The sequence below is a fragment of the Terrabacter sp. C0L_2 genome (assembly GCF_036352015.1).
Taxonomy (GTDB): Bacteria; Actinomycetota; Actinomycetes; order Actinomycetales; family Dermatophilaceae; genus Terrabacter; species Terrabacter tumescens.
Genome location: NZ_CP143557.1, coordinates 1,816,067 through 1,834,491 on the forward strand (window position 1 = coordinate 1,816,067; position 18,425 = coordinate 1,834,491).

Consider the following 18,425-nt stretch of genomic DNA (forward strand, 5'->3'; position numbering starts at 1 on the left):
GGGGCGCATGACGATCGACGAGGCCGTCCATCGGGTGATCCGGGGACACTGGTTCCTGCTGCTGCTGTGCATGGCTCTGCCCGTGGTGGGGACGCTCTACATCGGCTCGCGAACGCCCGAGCTCTACGAAGCGGTCGCGCGCGTGCAGATGGGACGCGAGCCGGCGGCCTCCAACGTCCAGGCCGACGCCACGAGCGAGCGCGTGCTCGGCATCGCCACGAGCGTCTCCGTCGTGAGGGCGGCCCTGGACGACGCCGGCCTGGCGACCGAACCGGTCGCCTTCGCCCGCGACCACGTCGACGTCCGGCGCGTGGGCGTCTCCTCCGTCGTCGAGATCGCCGTGACCGAGGAGAGCCCGCCCCGCGCCGCCAAGATCGCCAAGTCGATCACCTCCAGCGTGCTGCAGTTCTCCAACCTCGGCGACCAGCAGACGGTCGCGGAGGGGCGGGCTCAGGTCAACCGGAAGCTCGCCGACATCCGGAAGCAGCGGGGCGCCCTGGTCGGCAAGCTGGGCCGCGCCCAACCCGGCGACGTGCTGGCAATCCAGGCGCAGCTCGGCGCGCTGATGACGAGCCAGACCGAGTACGAGCGCCAGCTCTCGGAGCTCGACATCGCCGAGCTCTCGCGACCCAAGGCCGTGCTGCTCGACCCTGTCCGACTGCCCTCGACCCCGGTGCCGACGGACACGGCGCAACGGGCCGTGCTCGCCCTGTTCATCGGCGCGCTCCTCGGGCTGGGCCTCGCCGCCGGACGGGAGAGCATGCGTCCTCGACTGCGCAGCGCCCGGGCCATCGCCTACGCGCTGGACGCCCCACACCTGGGCCACCTCCCGCGCCGGCAGCTCTCCCACGAGCGGGTCAGGGCGGCAGCCGGCCAGGTGGCCGACCGGATCGCCCTGCTCGGGCAGCGCTACGACGCCGACCGGCTCTTCTTCGCGCTCGGCCGCCCGGCGGACGATGCCTGGGCGCGCAAGCTCGTCGGGTCCCTGGGGCCCGACGCCACAGAGCACCCACACCGCCTGCCCAGCGAGGTGCTCGGCACGGGATGGGTCGACATGGGCGACTGCCCGGTGGCCGTCGCGCTCGTGCCGCGGAACGTGCTGGCGCGCGACCTGGAGCCGGTGCGGGCCATGGTCGAGGGCTTGGGGTGGCCGCTGCTCGGGGTCGTCACCTACGAGACCACACGCCGTCGGTTCTGGCGCCGTCACCACGCGTCGTCGCCCCGCGGTGGTCGCCCGGGCCGCGTGCCGACCGCCATGACCGTGCAGGGATCGGCCGGGATGGACGCTCAGAGGAACGGGGCGGGCCACGACGCGGCGCGGGCGAGCGTGCCGGTGCCGCACGAGTCGCGGCACCCCGTCCACGACGAGCGCGAGGTGTACCACCGATGAAGGTGCGCATGCGTACGGCCGGCCTCGTCGTCGAGGTGGACGCGGAGGGCGCCTGGGCCTCGCTGGTGGTCGAGGCCGGTGCGGGTCAGCTGCTCCCGACGCAGGGCGAGGAGTCCGCGGACGTCCGCGTCAGGGTCGTCGGTGGCCACGCCCGTCCGCACGTGGCGGGCCTGCAGACCCTCACTCGCAGCGCCTGGTCGGACGGCGCCCGGGTGGTGCTGGAGGACGCCTGCGCCAGTGGGTTGGACCTGCAGCTCGCACCACGCCCCGACCACCTCGAGGTCGTTGCGACGCCGAGACCGTCGTGGCGCCACCGGCTCCTCGGGCTGGCCGCACCGGACCGTCGCATCCTGCTGGCCCGCGCCGTGCTGCTGCAGTACCCCGCGCTCTGGTGGGCGGGACTGCGAGGCCACGTCCCGCTGCACGCCTCGGCTGCGTCGGTCGACGGGTTGGGCCTCGTGCTCGCCGGGCCGGGCGGAGTGGGCAAGTCCACCCTCATGGCAACGGTCGAGCCCGCGGGTGGTCACGCGGTCAGTGACAACGTCTGCGTCACGGACGCGCGGAGCGTGCACGGCCTGCTCGAGCCAGCTCGTCGTGACGACGCCGGGGGCCGCCGTATGCCGCATGGCCGCCGGGAGAGTCCGTGGCGCCTGCTCGACCCGTCCCTCGTCCCGACCGCGGTCGTGGTGATCCGGCGTGGTCAGGGGCCGACAGCACACGTGCGCCGCATCGGCGCCGAGGACGCTGCTCGCGAGCTGGTCGGAGGCACGTACGTCGCCGGGGAGCTGCGGCGCTACTGGAGCTTCGCCGCGACCCTGGGCCTGGGAACCGGCCTCGGGCTGGTGCATCCGCCGGTCGCTGCGGTGTGCGAGGAGCTCGTGGCCCGGACGCGCACCTTCGAACTGCTGCTGCCGCCGACACCCACGACGGGCGTCGCGCAGGTGGCCGCGCTGCTGCGCGGTGTCGAGAGCGGGGGCTCGGCTCCCGTCACGGAGACGATGGAAGTGGGGCAGCCATGAGGCGCCGGGTCATGCACGTCATCACGAGGTGCATCGCCGGCGCCGGCGGCGTCGCGGTGCGCGGAGCCGTCGGACTGGACCCGACGCGGTACGAGAGCATCCTGGTGACCGGGACGCGTGAGGGCACGCTCCTCGACCGAGCTCGTGCCCACGGCGTGGAGGTCGTGGTGCTGCCGGACCTCGTGGCTCCCATCAGCCCGCGGCACGACGCCCAGGCGCTCTCGCGGCTGACCGCCCTGATGCGGGAACGACGCGTGCAGGTCGTGCACACGCACAGCTCCAAGGCCGGAGTGCTCGGCCGGCTCGCCGCCCACCACGCCGGCGTCGAGCTGATCGTGCACACCTTGCACGGCTTCCCGTTCCACGACTTCCAGAACCCGGCCGTGCACGCCACCTACGTCGGCATCGAGAGGCGGCTCTCCCGCATCACCGACGCCTACCTCGCGGTCGGCACGGGCGTGGCCGTCGAGGCGCTGCGACGAGGGCTCGCGAGACCCGAGCAGGTCTACACGGTCGGCCCCCAGGTGGACTTCTCGGACGTGGCGCGCACGCCGGAGTCCCGGGCCGCTGCGCGGGCCGTGCTGGGCCTGGCCCAGGACGCGCCGGTCGTCGGCACCGTCGGACGCCTGGACTTCCAGAAGGCTCCGGAGATCATGCTGGGAGCCCTGCGTCGGATGGAGGTGCCGGCCGTCCTCGTCTGGGCGGGGGACGGAGATCTCGCCGAGCGGACCGCCCGACAGGTGCGGGAGCTCGGGCTGGACGGCCGCGTCCGCCTGCTGGGCAACCGCGCAGACGTCGCCGAGCTGCTGCCTGCTTTCGACGTGTTTGCCATGGCCAGCCGCTACGAGGGGCTGCCGTGCGCCATCGTCGAGGCGCAGCAGTGCGGCGTGCCCGTCGTCGCCACAGCGGTCAACGCGGTGCCGGACGTCGTCATCCCGGGTGAGACCGGTCTGCTCGTGCCGCCCGGCCGGGCCGACCTGCTGGCCGGCGCCCTGGACTTCACGCTGCGTCACCCGGAGACGGCCGAACGGTGGGCGGTGCGCGCGCGCGAGCACCTCGGCGACCGCTACGACGTCGAGACGGGAGCGGGCATCCTCGACGACATCTACTCCTCGGCCCCGGCGCGGGCCCACCGCGAGCTGGCGGGTGCAGGACCCGGGAGGCATCGGTGACCCTGCCCCCCGCTGCGCGCGTCGTCGTCCCCGTCGCCTCGCGCGTGGCGTGGCCGGACCGTCGTGCCGACGCCGAGCAGGTGCGCGGGGCCTCGTCGGGCACGCCGGTCGTGCTGGCCGACCGGCGCTTGGGGAGCCGCGGGAGGCTGCGCCGGCACGCCGATCGACTGGGGGTCTCGATCGAGGCGGAGTACGTCCTCCTGCCGACATGGGAGCACCCCGTCTTCGTCTCGGACGACAGCTCCGAGTCCCTGCGCTGGCTGGTGCGGACACTGGGCACCGTCCCGCCGCACGTCCGCCGAGGACGCCTCGCTCTCGAGGCCGGCCTGCGGCTGTGGCTGGCGCTGGCGTCGGCTGGTGCGCCGGGGGAGCGCCTTGCCGCAGGCCTGCTCACCGCGGTCGCGCCGGCTCGCATCGTGGTCGGGAGGCGACGATGACTCCGGACACCCTCGTCGACACCGACGCAGGAGAGCTCCTGCGCGAGGTGCTGCAGGACCACGTCGGTCGGCCCCGCCGCCTCGTCGTCCTCGCCATGTCCAAGGACGAGAACCCGAAGACCACGGTCATGGTGCTGCCCGAGCGCGCGTCGGCGCCGACCCTCGCGGTGAAGGTCGCGTGGACGTCGGGCGCCCGAGCCGCGGTGGCCGCCGAGGCAGCGGCTCTGCGCCAGGTCGTCGCGGCCGACCCCGGCCTGGTCGGCGACACCGTCCCACGGCTCATCGAGGAGCGCCAGGACGCACGCGGCGCCGTCATGGTGACCACCGCCCAACGCGGGATCTCGCTCTCGGTCGACTACCACCGGTGGCGTCACACCGCTCGACCCCGCACGGTCGAGCACGACTTCCGGTGCGCCGCCGGGTGGCTCGATCGGCTCGCCCTCGTGCCCCTTGCGGACGTCGTCGAGGCGGGTGAGTCCGATGCCCTCGCTCCGGGGGCAGCCCTCGCACGCAAGCTCGTGGCGCGCTGGCCGGCCGACCCGGTGGCGCTGCAGCTCGCAGAGCGCGTCCGCGATTCCGGGGCCCTCGTCGGGAGCGGATCGTCGTCGTCCGTGGTGCACGGCGACTTCTGGTGCGGCAACGTCCTGCGACGTGGCGGGCTCGTCTCCGGGGTGATCGACTGGGAGCACGCGGCCTTCGGTGGGGACCCGGTGCGCGACCGCGTGCGCTTCGCCCTGAGCTATGCGCTCTACCTCGACCGGCACACCGGCCCGGGCCGCCGCGTGACCGGACACGCCGACCTCGTGGCGGGTCGCTGGGGCGAGGGAGTGCGCTACGCCATGGAGGGCTCCGGGTGGTTCCCCCGGCTCGTGCAGGCCTTCGTCGCCCTCGGCCTCCAGCAGACGGACCGCGACCCGGGTCTGTGGCGCGACGCTCTCCTCGTCGGTCTCGCCGAGGTGGCCGCCGGGAGCGACCACGAGGTCTTCGCCGGCCAGCACCTCGCGCTCGCCGCCTCGTTGTCGACCTCATCGGTCGCTCCGGCGGGCTCGGCACGGCCTCAATCGGCGGTCGCGGGGCCCGCGGCGACGTCCGGCCGGTCCGCTGCACGCGGAGGCATCCCATGACCATGACGTACCGGGTGGACCGGGCGCCGGTCCTGACCAGCGTGCGGCCGCCCTACGACCTGCGCACCATGGACGACCCCTACTTCGAGGCCGGGCCCAGGCGCGTCGGCCACCTGCTCGTCGCGTCCCTCGTCGTGCTGTCGGTGCTCGTCCCCAGCGGGCCGGGCAACACGGCACTCGCCGACGTCGGAATCCTCGCCTTCGTCGTCTCGCTCTTCGTCTGGATGCGTCGGAAGCGGCTCGTCGTCACCCTTCCGTACGCGTTGCCGGTCGGCATCATGATGCTGTCCGGAGCGGTGGCCGCCTACCTCGCTCATGCGGAGAGCGCCGCGATCGCGGTACTCCAGGACCTCTTCTGTCTCGTCTGGGGGGCGGCGGTCGCGAACGCCGTCCGGCACCGTCGATGGCTGCTGCAGGTGCTGCTGCGGACGTGGGTCTGGTCGGGCGTCGGGTGGGCGGCCGTCATGTGCTTCGGCCGGATGACGGGCATCGACTGGCTGGCCGGGGTGACCCCCAAGGACGGCGGTCGCGCGTCCCTGACCTTCGATGACCCGAACCTCGCGGCCAACTACTTCCTCGTGATCCTCGCGCTCGTGCTGGCGACGTCGGTGATCCGGCGTCCGTGGGCTCGCGTGCTCGCGCTGGCCGTGCTGCTCCTGGCCATCGTCTTCACCGGCTCGAACGGGGCCACGCTGGCCCTCGCTGCCCTCGTCGGTGTGGGCGGCCTGCTGCGCCTGCGCCGGCGGTTCGGGGTGCTCGCCGCCACCTCGCTCCTGTCCTTGGGCGTCGTCGCGCTGGCGTTGGTGTCCCCGTACGTCAGCCTCTCGCAGATCAGGCAGTCGGCGGCGGACAGCGCGCAGGTGCTGCGCGACTCCTTGGGCCGCACCGACGAGTCCAGCGGCTCGAGGCAGGCTCTGGCCTCCGAGACCCTCAAGCTCTACCTCGAGGGCGACCTCGTCGGGGTCGGCCCGGGCCGGACCAAGGCCACCCTCAAGGGCTCCGCCGCGCCCTACGTCAAGGAGGCCCACAACGACTACCTGGCCACGATCGTCGAGCGTGGGGCCGCCGGCGGGGTGGGCCTGACCCTGTTGATCGCCGCCGTCGCCGCCCGACTGGGCCGCACGGTCCGCCGGCCGCAGACCGAGTGGGTCCGCATGCTGGTTCCGCGCCCCGAGTTCCTGCTGGGCCTAGGCTGCGCCTTCCTCGTCTCCGCCTTCTTCTACGAGGTGCTGCACTTCCGCCACCTCTGGGCCTTTCTCGGCCTCGTCGCGGGCATCGACCCCGGCGCGTGGATGCTGCCGTCCGCGAGGCGTCGATGCAGCCGCTGAGCCGCACCCGACCGCTCGCGACCCGGGCCGGTGGACGGCACCGGGCCCCGACCTCGCACGTCTACGGCAACCTCGGAGCCCGCCTCGTCGCCCTGGCCTCGGTCGCCCTCGTCACCGTCCTCGTGGCCCGCTCCGGCGGCGCGGAGGACGTCGGCCTCCTGGCCCTGATGCGCGTGCTGCCCGGCGTCGTCGGGGTCGTCTCGGCGTGCGGGCTGCCCGGTGCCATGGGCTTCTTCGTGGGGGGTGCGGAGCGCGCGCACCCCCGCCTGTGGCCCACGATCCATGTGCTCATGGCGGCCGGCGCGACGCTCGGCACCGCGGTCTGGATGCTGTTGAGCGGGCTGATCCACGACCACCTCATGTCGACGACGACCTTCGCCGTGGTCGTCCTGACGGGCGTCACGGTGGCCACTCAGCTCCCGGTGGCCGTCGGCAAGGCCTGCCTGCAGGCCCTGGGTGACACGCGGGGGGCGAACCTCGTGACCGCGGCCGAGGAGGCCGTCTTCGTCCCTGTCCTGGCCGTCGGGTGGTGGATCGGCCTGAGAAGCGGACCGCTGCTCGTCGTGTCGCTGCTGCTCGCAGACGTGCTCGTGTCTGCCCTGGCCTGGCGACGCCTGAGGGCCAGGACGCTGGGGCACCCCTTCGTCGGGCGGTGGGACCTGCCACTGGCCCGCAGGATGGCGACCTTCGGGATGCGCGCGCAGGTCGGCGGCATCCTGAGCCTGCTCAACCTGCGACTCGACGTCGTGATCCTCGGCGCGCTCGCCGGCCCGGCGCCGGTCGGGGTGTATGTCGTGGCCTCGAAGGTGGCCGAGCTGCTCCGTCTTCCGGCCCTGGCCCTGACGTGGGTCACGTACCCGCAGTTCGCCGCACGAGCCGCTGCCCGCTCCGAGGCCGCCGCGGCCGCTGACCCGGTGGGTCCCGTTCGGGTCCCCAGCGTCCGCGCGCTGCTCGGTCTGGGCACCGCGATGGCGGCTGTCGTGGCTGCCGGCGGCTTCCTCGTCCTGCCCGCCCTCTACGGAGAGGACTTCCGCGCCGCGTGCTGGCCCGCCGCCTGGATCGCCCTCGGTCTGATGGCGGAGCCCGCGGCGGGTGTCGCCTCCGGCTTCTTGCTGGGCACGGGCCGCCCGGGCCTCAACTCGACGATCCTCGGGGCAGGTTTCGTCGTGACGGTTGCCCTTGATGCAGTCCTCATCCCGACGCACGGGTCGGACGGCGCGGCTTGGGCGAGCGCCGTCGCCTACCTCGTCACCGATGTCCTCCTCGTCCGGGCCTGGTGCAGGTTGCGGGGTGACCCGTGACCACCCCACGAACGCGGCCGGGGCGCGGGAGGGTGCAGGCCGCGTACGCCATCCTGGCCGCGGTGCTGCTCGCCAGCGCGTGCACGGCCGGCGCGCCCGACCCCCGCCCGTCCGCGCCGAGCGCGAGCCAGGTGCGCCCGCAGTATGCCGCCCTCGTCGACGCCGTCGTCGCGCACGGCGGCAAGGTCTGGATCGAGACCGACCTGCTCAAGGCGTGGCTCGCGGGCGCAGACGCCTATCAGGGCGTGCTCTCCCGGGTCGTGGTCCTCGCGGACCGACCCGGGGTCGACGGCGTCAAGATCGCCGACGAGCTCGGCTACCGCGACGGCGCGTCACCGCAGCAGGCCCGTGACTTCCTCACCCACACGACCGCGGCCATCCACCGGGCGCTGCCCGGTCGCAAGGTGCTCGTCGACCTCATCGTCCCTGAGCTCGGCTGTGCCGCCTGGATCGAGCAGACGGGCCCCTCTCACGAGCGCCGGGCGCAGTGTGCGAGCGCTGCGCGTGAGCGTGACCCTGCCGCGACCCTGGCGGCGGTCGACGGCTACGTGGCCTCGGGCGGTCTCGACGTCGTCGATCTCAGCGCGGGGCTGCTCAGCGAGGGGGAGTATGCCGCGTGGGGCACCACGCGGAATGCCGTCATGGCCGCGGCCTGGGACGAGGCGCACCGTCGGTGGGGCGGCCAGGTCCGCCTGCAGGCCCGCAAGGCGTTGGCGCACCCGGGCCGCTACCCGGGCACCGCGGCGTCGGCGGCCGCCGACGTGGAGACGTTCGTCGACCTGCCGCTGGCACACGGAGCCCGAGCCGTCGACGTCTGGACGTGGAGCCAGCCATACAAGGACGGCACGTACCAGCTCACCGACCCGGGTCTCGCCTCCAACCCCCTGGTCGAGCAGCTGCGCGCGCGCCGGGGCCGCGGCGTGGAGCTGTGGACGCACATGACGCCGTCGTCGCTCCAGGTCGGCTCCGCGGCCGACGTCGCAGCCGCCACCGCGATCTTCTCGACCATCTTCGTCGCATCAGGAACGGGATGAGCCATGACCTTCGAGACCTATCGCACCGCAGGCGGCACCACCATCCCGCGTGGCGTGTCCTCCGGACGCCGGGCGCTCGACGTGGTGGTCGCCGGGTCGGCCCTCGTGCTGCTCTCCCCCCTGCTGCTCCTCCTCGCCGTCGTGGTCCGGCTCAGCGGCCCGGGGCCCGTCGTCTTCCGCCAGCGGCGCATCACCACCGGCGGGCGCGAGTTCACCATCTACAAGTTCCGCACGATGCGTACCGACGGGGTGGGCCCCAGCGTCACGCGCTCGGGTGACGCCCGCGTGACCCGACCCGGGCGCTTCATGAGGCGGACGAGCCTCGACGAGCTGCCCCAGCTCGTCAACGTGCTGCGTGGCGAGATGACGCTCGTCGGTCCGCGCCCTGAGACCCCCGACCTGGCGGCGCGCTACCCGGCGGAGGCGCAGTGGGTGCTCGAGCTCACCCCCGGCGTCACCGGGCCGGCCCAGATCAGCATGCGTGACGACGTGGCGCTGCAGGGGTCCGACGTCGACGTCGAGAGCTGGTACCTCGGCAACGTCGTCCCGCGACGGGTCGCCGTGGACCTGACCTTCCTGGCCCGACCCACCGTGGCGGCTACGGTCGGCGTGCTGGCGAGGACGGCGCGCTACCTCGTCACTGGACGACGCTGGGTGCCACCGACCGGCTGACGAGCGGGTCGCAGCGAGCATTGAGGCACTCCCCGGTGCGCAGGTCGAAGTCGAAGTTGTGGCCGAGGCAGCGGAGCACGCCGTCCCGCACCACCGCCCCGTAGGAGAGGTCCTCACCGGCGTGCGGGCAGTAGCGGCTCACCTCCCACGCGCCCTCGTCGCCCCGCACCACGACGGTGTCCTCCGGGTCGCGCTCGGACTCGTAGCGCTCGACCGCCTCCAGCGCCCCGGCGTCGGCGTGCTTGAGCAGACCGACGAGGTAGTCGTTGTAGCGGTCGGGGTCGCGCGAGGCGCGGATGCGCAACGACAGGAAGAGGTCCTCCCAACGCATGCGCCCCGTCAGCACGGCATCGAGCCAGCGGGCCTCGACCCGCAGCTCGTAGCCGGGGTGCTGCGAGCTTCCGGTGAGGTCGATCCGGCATTCCGAGGGGCCGAGCTCGACGTCCCACACGCCACCGTCGGCGCCGTCGACGACGAAGCGCACGACCATCGCGATCCGGTGCAGGAAGTAGTCCGAGAGCGACCCGAGCGCGGTGAAGTGGTCGCTGAACCGCGTTGCGAGGCCGCTGCCCCTCGGTGGGTCGGGGTAGGCGTCGTGGAGGGCCTCGATCTCGGGCCGGCGCCGCTCCGCGTAGTCGGCGAGGTAGGCGTCGACGTCCCCCTCGTCGAAGGAGAAGCCGTCCCAGCGCGAGTCGCGCTCCACCCGGCCGTCACCGAGGTGGATGCGGTCGCCGGGCAGGAGCGTGGCGACCTGTTGGTTCGGCAGGCGCTCGGCCAGGAACCGTGCGGCCTGCGCGAGGTCCGGGAAGATCCCGGGGGGACGCATGTGGGCGTTGTGCTGCTGCAGGGCGGGATCCAGGAAGCACGGCGGCCCCGCATACGGCAGGGCGATGCGCGGCGGTGCCGAGCGCAGCAGGCGACTGACCGCCTTGAACTTGCCCATGCGCTTGCCCTCGCTGACCGACGCCACGACCTCGGGCGGATAGTCGTAGCAGATGGGGTGCCAGGAGGCGCCTGACATCTGCACCCCCATGAGGTCCGGCGGACGCCCGGCCTCCTCGGCCACGCGACGCAGCTGGGCGACCGAGAGCCGCGCGTCGTTCGTGTGCAGGATGCTGTGTCCCGCCGTGACGACGAGGATGGCGGAGTCGTGGCACATCGGGGACTGCTCCTGCACCACCGTGACCCAGTCCCCACGGTCGTTGAGCTGGAGCCGCTCCCAGCTGTCGAGCTCGATGACGACGTTCCGGATACCGGCCTTCCGTATGCGGTTGTGCATCTCGGGTGCCGGGTACCTCGGGATGACGAGCCTGACGTGAGAAGGCAGCTCGCTCAACAGGGCCAGGTCGAGGTGGTCGAGGTGCTCGTGAGAGATCGCGACCCAGTCGGCGTCCAGGACCTCGGCCGTCCGGAGGTGCGAGTTGTCCGGGAAGGGGAACCACGACCCCATGAAGGCGCCCCCCGGGGACATCCACGGGTCGCACAGCATGGAGAGTCCCGGTGCGTCGATGCGCAGCCCGGCGTGTCCGAGGGAGGTGACGATAGGCGTGTCCACCTCGTCAGCATCGGCGTCGCTCGCGACCGCGAACACCAGCGGCGGACGGAGCCCCGCCTACAGCAGATGACGTACGTCGGGCGCGCCGCAGGCCATCGCCACCGGAGGCCGCGCCCGCGCCCCGTCCGCCGCTGGGTTGGGCCCGTCATTAGGGTGGCTCGCATGTCCAGCACGCCACCCCGTGGAACGTCCGTCGGTGACAGCACGGCCCGCCACCTGCACCACCTGCTCGCCACCGAGCAGCGTCGCGGACGCCTCCCGTCGATCACCGCGGGTATCGTGCGGGACGGCGCGCTCGTCTGGTCCGACGCCATCGGCACGACCGACGGACGGGCGGGAGGCGTGGCCGCCGACACCGACACGCAGTACCGCATGGGCTCGATCACCAAGACCTTCGTCGCCGTGGCGGTCATGCGCCTGCGCGACGCCGGCCGGCTCGACCTGCTCGACCGCTTCGAGGACCACGTCCCTGGCGCCAAGTTCGGCGCTGCCACGATCGCCCAGCTGCTCTCGCACGGTGCCGGGCTGCAGGCCGAGACCAACGGCCCCTGGTGGGAGCGCACCCCCGGCGGCACGTGGGACGAGCTCGCGGGATCGCTGGTGGGACAACGGTTCCGGGCCGGCCGCCGCTTCCACTACACCAACGTCGGCTTCGCCGCGCTCGGCGAGCTCGTCGCCCGTGCCCACGGCACCGACTGGTTCGACGTGGTCCGCCGCGACCTGCTCGAGCCGCTCGGGATGACGCGGACGACCACCCGTCCGAGCGGCAAGGCGGCGCAGGGCCTCGCGGTCCACCCGTTCGCCGACGTCCTGCTGCCCGAGCCGGAGCACGACGCCGGGGCCATGGCGCCCGCCGGCCAGCTGTGGACCACGGCCCAGGACCTCGCCCGCTGGGCCGCCTTCGCCGGCGGCGACACGGCCGAGGTGATCTCGCCCGACACGCTGGCCGAGATGTACGAGCCGCACACGGTGAACGACGAGCCCGGTCAGGCGTGGACGACCGCGCACGGTCTCGGCTGGCAGGTGTGGAACCTCGAGGGCACGAGGTATGCCGGGCACGGCGGCTCGATGCCGGGCTTCCTCGCGGGACTGCGCGTGCAGACCGAGTCGGGCGACGGGGTCGTGACCCTGACCAACACCACGAGCGGTCTCGGCCCGGTCGCCCCCGCGTTGCTCGCGGCATACCTCGAGCGCGAGCCGCGCACCCCCGAGCCGTGGCACGCGGCCGGCGACCCGTCGGCTCTCGAGCTCGTCGGCACGTGGCACTGGGGCCCGTCGGTGTCGACGGCGAAGGTCGTCGGCGAGCACCTCGTGCTCGGCGAGCCCGGCCAGGCGCGCGGGTCGCGCTTCGAGCGCGTGGGGCCCGACGAGTGGGTCGGGCTCGACGGCTACCACACGGGTGAGCCGCTGCGCGTCGTGCGCTCCGCCGACGGCGCCCCCTCGCACCTCGACCTCGCGTCGTTCCGCTTCACGCGGACGCCCTACGACCCCGCGGCCGACGTGCCCGGTGGCGTCGACGAGGGTGGCTGGCGGTAGTGGGAGAGGCACCGGACCTGTCCCGCCTGACGTGGCCGCGGAACACGGCGCGGCTCGCGCTGCGCCCGCTCACCCTCGACGACGTCGACGCCGTCCTCGCCTTCCGCTCCCTCCCCGAGGTCGTCGTGCACCTGAGCCACGACGTGCTGGACCGTGACCAGGTGCGCGATCGCCAGGCGCATCGAACGCGGGCGACCGGGAGCGACCGAGCCGTTGCTCGGGCTCGCCGTCGAGGAGCTGCGGACCGGCCGCGTCGTCGGTGACGTCATGCTGCGCCTCGAGCCGAGCCACAGCATCGCCTCGGCGCCGAGCGACGCGTGGGAGGGGACGATCGGCTACGCCCTGCACCCGGACGTGCAGGGTCGTGGCCTCGCCGCCGAGGCCGCGGCCGAGCTGCTCGTCAGCGGTTTTCGTGACCTCGGTCTGCGCCGGATCACCGCCGACGCCTACGCCGACAACATCGCCTCCAACCGGGTGCTGCGCCGCATCGGCATGCGGCACGAGTCGACGGTGCTCGCGAAGTCGATGGGCAAGGACGGCACGTGGCTCGACGACAACACCTGGGCGCTGCTGCGCGAGGAGTGGCCGGGCTGACGTTCGCGCAGCACCCGCCACCCGACGCTCCCATCCCGCTGTCGTATGCCGTCCGCCCCGTCCCGCTGCCGCCGAACGCCGCGTTCGGTGCCGAACACGCTGGTAGAGCACTGAGCTCGACACCGAGCGCGGCGTTCGGTCAGGAGGACGGGGGTCCGGGGTCAGTGGTCGCCGTAGTGCTCGGCCTTCTTCGGGAGCAGGAAGGTCAGCCCCCAGCCGACGGCGACGAGGGCGACTGCCACCCCCAGGGCGGAGCGCGTGGCCGCCTCGAAGGCGGCGAGGTCGGGCGCGGTGGGCCCGTCGACGCGGCTGAAGAAGACCGTGCCGAGGACGGCGATGCCGAGGGCGCCGCCGACCTGCTGGACCGCGGTCAGGGTGCCCGAGGCCGACCCGGACTCCTCGGGCGAGACGCCGGCCAGCACGATGTCGAAGAACGGCGCCATCGTCAGGCCCATCCCGATGCCCATGAGCAGCAGCGACGGAGCCATGGCCCAGATGCCGATCGACGCGCCGGCGACCGAGATGGTGGTGCCTAGGGCCACCAGGCCGGCTGCCAGGGCCACGCCGCCGAGATGCATCAGCCTGCGGCCGAGGCGGGCGTTGAGCGCCTGTGCGATGCCGAAGCCCACCATCATCCCGAGCGCCTGCGGCAGGCTCGCGAGCCCGGCGTGGAGCGCGTCGAAGCCCAGCCCGAGCTGCACGAAGAGGGTGAAGACGAGCGAGCTGCCCATGAGCGACCCGAAGAACGCGAGTCCGGTGAGCAGGCCCGAGGTGAAGGCCCGCCGGCCGAAGAGCGAGGGCACGACGAGGGTGGTCCTGCCACCGCGGTCCCGGCGCCGTTCGACCACCGCGAACGCGACGAAGGAGGCGACGGCCAGGGCGAGCAGGGCGAAGCACCACAGGGGCCATCCGAGCTCACGGCCCTGGATCAACGGGACGACGAGCGCCGTCATGCCGAGCGTGGCGAGCAGCGCCCCGGGCACGTCGATGCGCAGGTCGGGGTGCCGGGTCGACGCGGGGAGATAGCGCAGCCCAGCCACGAGCCCGGCGATGCCGATCGGCACGTTGATGGCGAAGATCATCCGCCAGCCGAGCCCGAGGAAGTCGGCGCTGACGAGCCAGCCGGCGAGGACCGGGCCGCCGACCGACGAGAGTCCCATGACGGGCCCGAAGGCGCCGAACGCCTTGGCCATCTCGGCGGGCGGGAACATCTCCTTGATCATGCCGAGGCCCTGGGGGATCATCGCGGCCCCGAAGAAGCCCTGGACGATGCGGGTGACGAGCAGCATCTCCGGCGAGGCCGCCGCCGCGCACAGCAAGGAGGCGAGGGTGAACCCGGCCATGCCGATGAGGAACATCCGCCGGCGTCCGAAGACGTCGCCGAGACGACCCCCGAGCAGCAGGCCGGACGCCATCGCCACGGTGTAGGCCGCCGTGAACCACTGGATGAACGTCGCCCCACCGCCGAGGTCGCGGACCACGGACGGGCCGGCGATGACGGTGACGAGCGCGTCGAGCAGGTCCATCACCTCGGCGGTGAGGATGACGAAGAGGGCGACCCAGCGCCACCGATGCGCCGTCGGGGCGTCGGCCGGAGCGTCGGTGGGAGCGTCGGTGGGAGCGTCGGTGGGGGCGTCGCTGGAGGTGCGGGCCCTTGGTGGGCTGGTGGTGGACGGTGGCGTGTTCATGGGGGTCTCCTCTCGGGGCGGCTGGCGAACGGCGTTCGTCAACGTGACGAACACTGTTCTACTCACGAACACTGTTCGAGTCAAGTACGATGTTCGTCATTAGGTGTCGACGAGGAGGCGCGATGACGGACCCCCGAGCGGTGAGCCGGGCCGGTGGCCCTCGAGCTGCCCAGGCCAAGGGCACGGCGCAAGCCCCCGCCGAGCCCCTGCCGGTGCCCCCGTGGCGTCCCCGCCCGCGCGAGATCCGTGCCCGCACCCCGATCTCGCTCGAGCGGATCGTCGACGTCGCGCTCGCGATCGTCGACGCCGAGGGCACCGAGGGCGTGACGATGCGCCGCGTCGCCAACGAGCTCGGCACGGGCCCGGCCTCGCTCTACGCCTACGTCGACTCGCGCGAGGAGCTGCTCCAGCGGGTGCACGAGCGCGTCATCGAGGAGGTGCCCTTCCCCGACTTCGGCGCGCTCCGCTGGCAGGAGGGGGTGCGCCAGTTCGCGCTCAGCTGTCACGACGTCTACCGCCGGCACGCCGACATCGCGCTCCTCAGCTTCGCCGACATCCCCACGACCGCGAAGTCGCTCCAGGGGGCCGAGGACCTGCTCGCCTCGATGCTGCGCGGCAACGTGCCCGTCCACGTCGCCGCGTGGGCGCTCGACCGGATCTCGCTCTACATCGCCGCCGACGCCTACGAGGGCTGGCTCATGCAGGTGCGCTTCGGCGGGGCGACGCCGGAGGAGTCGGAGGAGCTCGGCCGTGCCTACTTCGACCAGGTGGGGGACTTCTTCGCCTCACTGCCCCGCGAGCGCTTCCCGATGATGACCTCGCACCTGCAGGAGATGATGGAGGGTGACGGCGAGGAGCGGTTCCGCTTCGGCATCGACATGTTCATCGCCGGCATCGCGAGCCAGGTCCCGCGCTAGGCCTGGCTCGTCCGCGTGATGAGGGCCTCGATGCCGTCGAGGAGCAGGCCCAGGCCGTGGTCGAACTCCTCGTCGAAGAAGGTGTCGTCGTCATCGCCCAGCGCCTCCGGCCCGGCAGTCGCGAGCCGCGGGAAGGCGGCCGCGTCGACGAGCTCACCGACGAGCTCCAGGTAGGCGCCCTGCGGGCTGTCGGGGGCCACCGGGCCGGTGAGGCCCATCTGGACCGTCTGGCGCACGTGGTTCTGCCCCCACCCGTCGATGGCCAGCAGGGTCGAGAGCCGCTGCTGGCTCGTCAGGGGAGTGTCCTCGAGCGCCTCGAGGCCTGACTCCATCCAGCCGATCGTGTTGGGGGTCAAGGGCGGTGAGGCGAGGCGCACCTCGGTGGTCCACGGGTGGGCCATGCGTCGGGCGCTGATCTCGCGCGCCCACCGCGTGATGCGCTCGCGCCAGCCCTGCTCGGGTGCGTAGCGCAGGTCGGCCGGTCCGTAGGCGACGTCGACCATGACGGCCGAGAGCTCGTCCTTGCTGTCGACGTAGCGGTAGAGCGACATCGTCGTGAAGCCGACCGCGTTGGCCACGCTCTTCATCGAGATGGCGTCGAGGCCCTCGGCGTCGGCGATGGCGACGGCGGCCGCCCCGATCTCGGCGATGCTCCGGCCGGGCTTGGGGCCGCGGCGCCCCTCGGGCTCACGACCCCAGAGCAGCTGGAGGTAGCGGGGGAGGAGGGCCATGGGCTCATCCTAGCCAACTGCTTGCGCTATACGCAGATGAAGTGTACTTTCCGTGTGCCAGATAAACACTATGCGTTGTACGCAGAAACTCGAGGAGCGTCGTGTCCCTCAAGCCGTCACCACCGCAGGCAGGTCGCCGTGAGTGGACCGCCCTCGCGGTCCTCTGCCTGCCCCTGCTCATCGTCTCGATGGACGTCTCCGTCCTCTTCTTCGCCGTGCCGCACATCGCCGAGGCGCTGTCTCCGACCGCGACCCAGCTCCTCTGGGTGTTCGACGTCTACGGCTTCGTCCTCGCCGGCCTGCTCCTGACGATGGGCGGCCTCGCCGACCGCATCGGCCGGCGCCGGCTGCTCCTGCTCGGGGCCGTGGCCTTCGGCGCAGCCTCGGTGCTCGCGGCCTATGCGCCGAGCGCCGGCTGGCTCATCGCCGCCCGGGCCCTCCTGGGGATCGGCGGCGCGACGCTCATGCCCAGCACCCTGGCAATCATCCGCACCCTCTTCGCCGACGACGCCGAGCGCGCCAAGGCCGTGGGCGTGTGGTCCGCGGTCATGGCCGGCGGCGTCGGCATCGGTCCGGTCATCTCCGGGGTGCTGCTCGAGCGCTTCTGGTGGGGCTCGGTCTTCCTGGTCAACGTGCCGGTCATGGTCGCGCTGCTCGTCGTCGCGCCGTTCCTGCTGCCCGAGTCGCGCTCGGTCGCGAGCCGTGTCGACCTCGCGAGCTCCGTGCTGTCCCTGCTGGCCATCCTCCCGGTCGTCCACGTGCTCAAGCAGCTCGCGGCCGACGGCTGGTCACCCGCCCTGCTGCCGTATGCCGTCACCGGGCTCTGTGCGGCCGTGGCCTTCGTGCGCCGCCAGTCCCGCATCGACAGTCCGATGGTCGACCCGCGGCTCTTCGCCCGTCGCGGGTTCGGTGGCTCGATCGCGGTCCAGGTCATCGGGATGTTCGGCGTCATGGGCAACGCCGTCCTCATGACGCAGTACCTCCAGTCGGTCCTGGGCTACAGCCCGCTGTCCGCTGCGCTGTGGAGCCTGGTGCCGTCGGTCGCGGTGGGGATGGCGGCGCCGGCGGCCGCGGCCGTCTCGCTCCGCGTCGGCCGACCCGTCGTAATGGCAACAGGATTCGTCGTCGCAGCAGTCGGATTCGTCGCCATGAGGGCGGCCGGGGTGGACTCCTCGATCTGGGTCGCGCTCGTGTGCGCCGCCCTCGTGGCCATGGGTCTCGTGTCGGTCGCCACCCTCGTGACGGAGTATGCGATCGGCGTGGCGCCGCCCGAGCGTGCCGGGTCGGTCTCGGCCCTCGTCGAGACCGCGGGGGAGCTGGGTGGGGCGCTCGGCATGGCCGTCCTCGGCAGCATCCTCGGTGCCGCGTATGCCGCGCGTCTCGAGGTCCTGCTCCCCGTCGGTCTGCCGCCGGCAGCCCGCGACGCGGCGCTGCAGACACTTGGCGAGGCGGGGGTGGTCGCGCGTCAGGTGGGCGGCGGGGAGGGGAGCGCCGTGCTGGCGGCGGCGCGGACGGCATACGTCCACGGCATGCGCGTCACCGACCTCGCGGCCGCGGCACTGCTGCTCGTCGGGGCCGTGGTCGCCCTGGCGACCCTGCCCCGGCACCGGGACGGTGTCGCGCCGGTGGCGGCCGACGGCGCCCCGGTGCCCGGCGAGAGTGCGGAGCGCCTGACGTCGATGCCCTGACCCGTCCGACTCGGGAGATCGCAGGCCGGTCGCCAGCCGATCGCAGGCCGAATGCGTGGGGGCAAGGGTGTGGGCCACGCGCCGGAAGGGAGTCCGACGCGTGGCCCACGGCCTGCCCGGCCGACGAGGGAGGGCGTCGGCCCGGCGCGAGGAGGGTCGTGCAGCGTGCCCGGGGAGCCGGCGGTACGGGTGGGGTCTGAGCCGGCTGCCCCGCTGTCCATGGTTTGTCACATGTTGGT

16 protein-coding genes are annotated in these 18,425 nt (G+C 73.0%); 13 read left to right on the forward strand and 3 right to left on the reverse strand.

Annotated elements, in window-relative coordinates:
* Window positions 1–7: 7 nt before the first annotated feature.
* Genes U5C87_RS08445 through U5C87_RS08485 form a run of 9 tightly spaced genes read left to right on the forward strand, consistent with a single transcriptional unit; the run spans window position 8 to window position 9,477 of the window.
* The gene (locus U5C87_RS08445) at window positions 8–1,390 is read left to right on the forward strand and encodes a hypothetical protein (protein ID WP_330476153.1); all 1,383 of its coding nucleotides are present in this window, start codon (window positions 8–10) and stop codon (window positions 1,388–1,390) included.
* The gene (locus U5C87_RS08450) at window positions 1,387–2,409 is read left to right on the forward strand and encodes a hypothetical protein (RefSeq protein ID WP_330476154.1); all 1,023 of its coding nucleotides are present in this window, start codon (window positions 1,387–1,389) and stop codon (window positions 2,407–2,409) included. The genes U5C87_RS08445 and U5C87_RS08450 overlap by 4 nt, the downstream gene beginning before the upstream one ends.
* Window positions 2,406–3,581, forward strand: a complete 1,176-nt coding sequence (locus U5C87_RS08455; RefSeq protein ID WP_330476155.1) for a glycosyltransferase — start codon at window positions 2,406–2,408, stop codon at window positions 3,579–3,581. The genes U5C87_RS08450 and U5C87_RS08455 overlap by 4 nt, the downstream gene beginning before the upstream one ends.
* Complete coding sequence (locus tag U5C87_RS08460; RefSeq protein WP_330476156.1) at window positions 3,578–4,018, forward strand: hypothetical protein; 441 nt, start codon at window positions 3,578–3,580, stop codon at window positions 4,016–4,018. The genes U5C87_RS08455 and U5C87_RS08460 overlap by 4 nt, the downstream gene beginning before the upstream one ends.
* Window positions 4,015–5,142, forward strand: coding sequence for a phosphotransferase (locus U5C87_RS08465; protein WP_330476157.1), 1,128 nt, complete (start codon window positions 4,015–4,017; stop codon window positions 5,140–5,142). Before U5C87_RS08460 ends, U5C87_RS08465 begins: the two co-directional genes overlap by 4 nt.
* Window positions 5,139–6,470, forward strand: a complete 1,332-nt coding sequence (locus U5C87_RS08470) for an O-antigen ligase family protein (RefSeq protein WP_330476158.1) — start codon at window positions 5,139–5,141, stop codon at window positions 6,468–6,470. Before U5C87_RS08465 ends, U5C87_RS08470 begins: the two co-directional genes overlap by 4 nt.
* Window positions 6,431–7,771 (forward strand): lipopolysaccharide biosynthesis protein, encoded by a 1,341-nt coding sequence (locus U5C87_RS08475; protein WP_330476159.1) that lies wholly within the window; start codon window positions 6,431–6,433, stop codon window positions 7,769–7,771. Before U5C87_RS08470 ends, U5C87_RS08475 begins: the two co-directional genes overlap by 40 nt.
* Window positions 7,768–8,805, forward strand: coding sequence for a hypothetical protein (locus tag U5C87_RS08480; RefSeq protein WP_330476160.1), 1,038 nt, complete (start codon window positions 7,768–7,770; stop codon window positions 8,803–8,805). The genes U5C87_RS08475 and U5C87_RS08480 overlap by 4 nt, the downstream gene beginning before the upstream one ends.
* A 3-nt stretch (window positions 8,806–8,808) precedes the next feature.
* Window positions 8,809–9,477 (forward strand): sugar transferase, encoded by a 669-nt coding sequence (locus U5C87_RS08485; protein WP_330476161.1) that lies wholly within the window; start codon window positions 8,809–8,811, stop codon window positions 9,475–9,477.
* On the opposite strand, the gene U5C87_RS08490 is transcribed toward U5C87_RS08485, so the two are convergent.
* Window positions 9,443–11,032: a Rieske 2Fe-2S domain-containing protein gene (locus U5C87_RS08490; RefSeq protein ID WP_330476162.1), complete on the reverse strand. Its 1,590-nt coding sequence runs from the start codon at window positions 11,030–11,032 to the stop codon at window positions 9,443–9,445. The two genes, U5C87_RS08485 and U5C87_RS08490, sit on opposite strands and share 35 nt — an antisense overlap.
* A gap of 162 nt (window positions 11,033–11,194) precedes the next feature.
* On the opposite strand from U5C87_RS08490, the gene U5C87_RS08495 reads away from it, so the two are divergent.
* The gene (locus tag U5C87_RS08495) at window positions 11,195–12,568 is read left to right on the forward strand and encodes a serine hydrolase domain-containing protein (RefSeq protein WP_330476163.1); all 1,374 of its coding nucleotides are present in this window, start codon (window positions 11,195–11,197) and stop codon (window positions 12,566–12,568) included.
* A gap of 153 nt (window positions 12,569–12,721) precedes the next feature.
* Window positions 12,722–13,162: a GNAT family N-acetyltransferase gene (locus tag U5C87_RS08500; RefSeq protein WP_330476164.1), complete on the forward strand. Its 441-nt coding sequence runs from the start codon at window positions 12,722–12,724 to the stop codon at window positions 13,160–13,162.
* A 161-nt stretch (window positions 13,163–13,323) separates the two neighbouring features.
* Here the strand turns inward: U5C87_RS08500 and U5C87_RS08505 are convergent, their stop codons facing one another.
* Window positions 13,324–14,850, reverse strand: coding sequence for an MFS transporter (locus U5C87_RS08505; protein WP_330476165.1), 1,527 nt, complete (start codon window positions 14,848–14,850; stop codon window positions 13,324–13,326).
* A gap of 122 nt (window positions 14,851–14,972) precedes the next feature.
* Here U5C87_RS08505 and U5C87_RS08510 point away from each other — a divergent pair, with 122 nt between their 5' ends.
* Window positions 14,973–15,767, forward strand: a complete 795-nt coding sequence (locus tag U5C87_RS08510) for a TetR/AcrR family transcriptional regulator (RefSeq protein ID WP_330476166.1) — start codon at window positions 14,973–14,975, stop codon at window positions 15,765–15,767.
* On the opposite strand, the gene U5C87_RS08515 is transcribed toward U5C87_RS08510, so the two are convergent.
* The gene (locus tag U5C87_RS08515) at window positions 15,764–16,498 is read right to left on the reverse strand and encodes a TetR/AcrR family transcriptional regulator (protein ID WP_330476167.1); all 735 of its coding nucleotides are present in this window, start codon (window positions 16,496–16,498) and stop codon (window positions 15,764–15,766) included. The two genes, U5C87_RS08510 and U5C87_RS08515, sit on opposite strands and share 4 nt — an antisense overlap.
* 101 nt (window positions 16,499–16,599) lie before the next feature.
* Between U5C87_RS08515 and U5C87_RS08520 the strand changes: the two genes are divergently transcribed.
* On the forward strand, window positions 16,600–18,186 hold the full coding sequence (locus U5C87_RS08520) for an MFS transporter (protein WP_330476168.1): 1,587 nt from the start codon (window positions 16,600–16,602) through the stop codon (window positions 18,184–18,186).
* Window positions 18,187–18,425 lie beyond the last annotated feature (239 nt).

What these genes read in the sequence shown, in the direction of transcription:
- U5C87_RS08445 (WP_330476153.1), top strand. Translation starts at nt 8, where the DNA reads ATGACGATCGACGAGGCCGTCCATCGGGTGATCCGGGGACACTGGTTC.
- U5C87_RS08450 (WP_330476154.1), top strand. Translation starts at nt 1,387, where the DNA reads ATGAAGGTGCGCATGCGTACGGCCGGCCTCGTCGTCGAGGTGGACGCG.
- U5C87_RS08455 (WP_330476155.1), top strand. Translation starts at nt 2,406, where the DNA reads ATGAGGCGCCGGGTCATGCACGTCATCACGAGGTGCATCGCCGGCGCC.
- U5C87_RS08465 (WP_330476157.1), top strand. Translation starts at nt 4,015, where the DNA reads ATGACTCCGGACACCCTCGTCGACACCGACGCAGGAGAGCTCCTGCGC.
- U5C87_RS08470 (WP_330476158.1), top strand. Translation starts at nt 5,139, where the DNA reads ATGACCATGACGTACCGGGTGGACCGGGCGCCGGTCCTGACCAGCGTG.
- U5C87_RS08485 (WP_330476161.1), top strand. Translation starts at nt 8,809, where the DNA reads ATGACCTTCGAGACCTATCGCACCGCAGGCGGCACCACCATCCCGCGT.
- U5C87_RS08495 (WP_330476163.1), top strand. Translation starts at nt 11,195, where the DNA reads ATGTCCAGCACGCCACCCCGTGGAACGTCCGTCGGTGACAGCACGGCC.
- U5C87_RS08505 (WP_330476165.1), bottom strand. Translation starts at nt 14,850, where the DNA reads ATGAACACGCCACCGTCCACCACCAGCCCACCAAGGGCCCGCACCTCC.
- U5C87_RS08510 (WP_330476166.1), top strand. Translation starts at nt 14,973, where the DNA reads ATGACGGACCCCCGAGCGGTGAGCCGGGCCGGTGGCCCTCGAGCTGCC.
- U5C87_RS08515 (WP_330476167.1), bottom strand. Translation starts at nt 16,498, where the DNA reads ATGGCCCTCCTCCCCCGCTACCTCCAGCTGCTCTGGGGTCGTGAGCCC.